The 5,494-nt window shown below is 37.9% G+C and carries 4 protein-coding genes; 2 read left to right on the top strand and 2 right to left on the bottom strand.

Translation table 11 applies throughout. From position 1 onward, the window contains the following. Nucleotides 1-70: 70 nt before the first annotated feature. Complete coding sequence (locus AABK37_RS40170) at nucleotides 71-382, top strand: hypothetical protein (protein WP_432556968.1); 312 nt, start codon at nucleotides 71-73, stop codon at nucleotides 380-382. Between the two features lie 31 nt (nucleotides 383-413). Here the strand turns inward: AABK37_RS40170 and AABK37_RS40165 are convergent, their stop codons facing one another. Beyond that, nucleotides 414-1,304: a hypothetical protein gene (locus AABK37_RS40165; protein WP_432556967.1), complete on the bottom strand. Its 891-nt coding sequence runs from the start codon at nucleotides 1,302-1,304 to the stop codon at nucleotides 414-416. 1,348 nt (nucleotides 1,305-2,652) lie between these two features. Between AABK37_RS40165 and AABK37_RS40160 the strand changes: the two genes are divergently transcribed. Next, nucleotides 2,653-3,600, top strand: a complete 948-nt coding sequence (locus AABK37_RS40160) for a hypothetical protein (RefSeq protein ID WP_432556966.1) — start codon at nucleotides 2,653-2,655, stop codon at nucleotides 3,598-3,600. 234 nt (nucleotides 3,601-3,834) lie between these two features. Here AABK37_RS40160 and AABK37_RS40155 read toward each other — a convergent pair whose 3' ends face one another. Beyond that, a complete protein-coding gene (locus tag AABK37_RS40155; RefSeq protein WP_432556965.1) occupies nucleotides 3,835-5,373 on the bottom strand; it encodes a hypothetical protein in 1,539 nt (512 codons plus the stop codon). Nucleotides 5,374-5,494 lie beyond the last annotated feature (121 nt).

Raw genomic sequence — 5,494 nt, 5'->3', positions numbered from 1 at the left:
CATAAGTACTTTTAAGATATTTAGTATCACCTAGCACCTAAAACTACGCAATGGCTGGTTAGCGATCGCCTTGAGGAGAAAACTTTTTGGTTTACTGACACTAGCTGATTATCGCTTAGGTCATAATGACCGCGCAATGCAACCGCAACCCGTAGCATCAAGATTAGGCGAAAGATTTCTTCGTTGGGAATTAAAAGGTACACCAGAGGAGTCTTGGGAAGAGTGCGAACGTCACGCAAAGAATTTAAGGCGACTCTTAGGAGAGAAATCGCTTGTTAACAATGACCAACTGAAGACAGAAAATAATCCTGATAGCACCAAAAATTCGCCCCCCGAATCGGTGCAACTTAGCATATTTGACCAACCAACAGAAGAGATGTAATATAGCAATCCTAAATTATTTAAATAAAATATCAAGATTGTCCACCAAACCTAGCAATCAACTCCTCCCGCGACAATCGCATGAGTAATGGGGTAAATTCTTCAGGTGGTAATGCTAATACTGGTTCAATAATTGCGCTTAATTCTTTATCTAATGAACCAAAACGAACTTGTAGTAAGTTTTCCACTACAAGACGTTCACCTTGTTGAATCCCTTCTTGTTTGGCTTGTTCCCGGTCTTGCTGGTAAAGTGGTTCTAACCGCATAATTAACTCCCTATCATCTTCTTCTAAATTTTGATTGACTCTCAAGTTCTGGCGGAGGTTGTAAACTAATTCTAGCGTCGCTTTCTGAAATGGATGATTGGATGGTAAAGCTTGCAACTCAATAATTGCTTGTGACTGTGTGCTTCCTCTACCCAGTATTCTCAACCACAAGGTTTCCGGTATTTGCGGTAGTTGATGAATAGCGACAATTGCAGTCCGTAAAGCATCACCTAAAAAGTATACTCCTGGCAACCACCCCTCTTTCTGGTTAACATTAAAACTAGATAGTAATGTTGGGGATGCGGTTGGACTAAGAACCCATAGTTTAGGAATATCTGACTCCTGGAGTCTGATTTTATTCGCTTTAGCATCTCGTCGCAATCCAGCTTTTACTTCTAATAACTTTTGAATACAATCACAAATTTCATCACCAGAAGCTGCATTGCGAAATGGTTCTAATATTGCAGGAAATTCCGCAAATCTTCCAAGTAGCCCTAGCAATTGCAAATTAGAGGTTTGCTGTACTGAAGGAGTAAATAACACATCGATTTCTTTTATCTCTCCTGATATTTTTTCTGATGATTTTACGTCTCCATAGGGTTTTAACAGTTCTTCCAGATAATCCTTGGCAAATTGGTCATGTACAAATCGAGTCATTCGATTTTATTGGTTGTTAAGTGTAGTAAATTAAAGTAAGAATATTTTACCGATTTTGATACACTTTTGAAGATATATACTTAAATTATTTATCAAATTTAATTATTTTACTGATAAATTATTAAATATTAATAACTTAAGTTCATATAATTTTTATGAGACCTTTTAATCAAGATAAAAATATGCTCTAATCTGTCTTTTTGCAAATTTATAATGCTCTATTTGCGTTCTCCAATAACTTGATAAACTATAACATAAATTAATATTAAGAATCTTCAAATAGTGATATTAATTATATTTTTTATCAACGGGTCGCGTTCTTGGGATTCTCCGACTTCCGCGCAGCAAGTCTATACGTGAATGGGCGCTCCTCTCCCTGGGGACTGGCGACTGGGGACAGCGATGTGAAATTATGAGTAAGATTTGATTCGGTGCTGCATCGATCCAAATCGAACCTATCCCCAGTAAGAGCGTACCTAGTCCCCAGTCCCCTTTTCAAAAACAAGCCCCATGTCTCAACAGAATCAGAGATTCTAGCCCAAAGAACACAGAGAATTAACACACCTTGAAAGGGCTAGTATTTAAAACTTACGCATTGACAAAGTAGACAATAAGTGAAGTAGGTAAAATCAGGGAAAAACAGGCGATCGCGCTTTCACCAAAAGACTTGAAAGACGGACATTACGACCAAAGCTTACGCTTTGGGTGCATACAAGAGTGCGGCGGACTTTGGCATTGGTGCTCCCATTCCGGCTTTTGTTGCTTTTATCCACCCTTTAAAGCTCCCCTGAACAAGAATGGACAGCCTTGAAGAGTGAAGTATTCGTTCTCGCATCACAGATTATCTGTGTAGAAGCGCAAAGTTTGAGCGGAGGTTACGAGCGTTCGCGATTATGCAAAGTTGCCGCAGGCATCAAAGCTTTGTAAGAGGACTGTTTATTCTTATCTATCATTTGTGATGTCCCACAAAAATAGTGGGTTGTTAACTTGGCGGAACATAACTTTACCAATTCACCCATCAAATAGAGAATGGGTGAATTTTTTTTGCTTGTCAATTTTCATTTCTACTTATTTACAAAACAGGTAATTAAGTAATTATACTAATAATTAATATTATATTCATGTAATTACTTAGAAGCTTTAAAATTACTAACTGTGTGTTTACAAGTATTAAAAATAGCAAATAAGGAGATATTACTTTTGATATAAATCATCTGAAACTAAAGGTTGATAACAGTTGCTTGAAAGCTCTACGATACTAAGATTACAAAGCGATAAAAGTAACGAATTATCAGCTTTAGCAGCGAAACATTGACTGTTTCCTTAAAGAACTGAAAGTTTTTAGTAAGTGTCTTATTTAACAGCCATGACAACCATGAATTTAGGATTTACCCAAGGTTTTAATGCAGGTTTAACGACAGAAGTTTCTGCTGAGGCTGCATATACGAAGGAAATTCCCAAAGTTACTGTAACCAAACTAAGATGGCAGCAATACAGTTGGACTGCTTATAAATTGACAACAGGAGAGCTTGTTTTTAGCGATCGCCAAATGGCACTGGCTGTTGGACAATCCAAAAAAGCTGCTCAGGATTTTGTACACAGCAACAACTTAAACACCATCCTCGTACAACTTCCCAACCGTACCCTGATGAGGGCAAATCCGCTCTCTACAGTGGCAGCTTATTGGAAATCACTCCTAGCACTGGACTTAATTACTAATTCATGCAATTCGTTCAACTGGGAGGAATTTTTAGAATGGGTAGAAAAATCGGCAAGCAAGTTTTTGAAGAGTGAATCCCCTATTTCCAAATTCAAAATAGATACCCAAAACTTAAAAACTGTGGTGTCAGCTCAACCCATAAAATTGCAACTACAAGACGGACTGGCTACTACCAATCAGAATCTAGAACTAGAAGTGCTAGTACTTTTTTCGGGGGAGTACCGCATCAGTTTCCAATCTGGACTCGCTGTAATTGGATCTAACTCAAACTGGTTAAAGCAATTAAAAAATTCCCCTCGAAAGCTAAGAGCGTTAGAAAATAAAGGGTTCTCTGGATTCTCAAAATTCTGTTATGTGCATACGTCTTCATGTGTCCAAGAAATTGAAACTCTTAGTATTGACGACTGGCTGACAATTTGGGAGTATTTTGCCAACCACAATAATACTAAAGCCAGCGCTGTTTTAAAGGCATGTGCCAAAGAAAGTATTCAAAAAAGAGCGGCAAGTGCTGTCACTACCAGATTCAATCTGGCAAGACTCAATTCAAACGAGAGTCAGTTTCTAATGGCTCAATAATTGCGCTTCGCCTGAACCAACTTTAAATGAAAGCGAGTGTCTGCGATACGGCATAGGCACTCCCACCAAGGAGTGCTTTTAACACTAAAACTTTGGAGCATGACGAAGTGCGTGTAAAATAGACACTTTTCTGGTATTTTTTCGAGCGCGATGAAGTGAAGTTTTAAGCAGCTTGCTAATTTTCTTTTAGAAAATTCCAAGTAATATAACTTAATCTTGTAAATAGCCATTTTCTTACTGCACCTTATTAAGAATTGCGCGAACTACACCACTTTTGCCACGACAAGCTAGAAAAAATACATCACCTGTTAAAGTGCCATCTTTTTTTAAGTCAGATACGATGTGACTTAAATCATGACCCATATATCCAGTGATTACTGCAATCAAATTACAGTTGCTTATTTGTGCCTGTACGTTACTGCGACTTATATATGCCTGACTTGAGGGCGCAACCTCAACACAATTTTGTAACCCGTAGTTTTCGCACAATTCACGGAAGACTTCTCGTCGAGTTGCTTGGTGGCCACCGACTAAGGCAAGACTTATAGATGCCAAGTTTTGAGTTTTTGATACTATGTTTTCATCCGAAGCTACTTGTACCTCCATCTGAGTAGCCTCAGCACGACGTTGTTGGCGATACTCAACAAGCTCATTTGCTAAATCCGAGTTAAGACAGAATAAAGCAAGTTTTAAATCTGGAAAAAAAGGTGCTTCGATTTCTTCTTGACGTAATGCGTTATCTATTTCAGCGATCGCTAAACCAAAGTAGTCATTTACTAAACTTTGACGTAAAGTAGGTTGCACATTGATGTATGCTTCCAATCCTTCAAGTAATTCAAAATACTGTAGCGAACTGATTTTCTGTTGAATTGCAAAATTTCTTAAAATATCTAGTTCTTTGTTTAAATATTCCCATTTTTCTACATTAGCAAGCCAGTCTAGCCAGTCAGCATAAGCGTTGATGATTCCTGTCGTGTTTTGTACCTGGTTCCACAAATATAATCTGTCTTTTAATATTTCTTCTGCCTCTGGTAAATCCCGCAGGCGTACTCCAGCCAAATTTACACATAACTCATAATAACTAACTTTGTCTTCATCAGAAATATCACCAAAACCATCAAGATTAGCAACTCTTGCTATGAAAGCGCGGTCTGACAACGTTAATTGTTCATTAGCTGTTTCTAGAAGTATTTGATATACCTCCCCTGCTTTTATTGGATCGCCAACAGTAGCCCATAATTTTGCTAAAGGTAGCAGAATTTGAACTCTACGTTCACCTCTTTGCCAAGCTTTTTCTAAAAATTCACTAGCTTGTGTTTTCTGCCCTAAGTTATAAAGTGCAGCACCACGCAATCCTGCCAACGCTGGTGATAATTCAGAAATTACACTTGGCAATAATTCAATTACTTCTTGGAAACGTTGACTATTTAGCAGCAGTTCTGCATGACGTTGTTGCAACTCTTCTGTTTTTTCAGTAATTGATTGATATATTTGTAAAGCATATTCGGTATTCTCAATTGTTACGTAAGAATCAGCTAAAGCGAGTAGTACATTAATAGCTTTGGGATGTTTATCTTTAAGTTTCTCTAGTTGGGAGATACGTTCGCCTGGTTCAACTTCCAATAACTGCGTCAATTGTTCGTTGAGTGTAGCTCCTTCTATTGTTGGTAAGGGTTCTTGAGGAACCAAAGATAAATGCAATAGTTTTCGTACTCCATTGGCTTGGCGTAACCTCTCTAATTCTGGTAAAAATTCTTGTGCTAATGCTTGCACAGAAGCTAATAACTCTTGTTCAGTAAACCAAAAAGTTTTCTCCTCAGGGCGATCGCTAAAAAATTTTGTAGTAGATGATACTTTTTATTCAGCAAATATTGAACCAGCAAGACTAGGATTG

It is taken from the genome of Tolypothrix sp. VBCCA 56010 (genome assembly GCF_050875635.1).
Classification (GTDB): Bacteria; Cyanobacteriota; Cyanobacteriia; order Cyanobacteriales; family Nostocaceae; genus Hassallia.
Note: the sequence above shows the minus strand (reverse complement) of the source record. Positions and strands in the feature narration are given on the sequence as shown.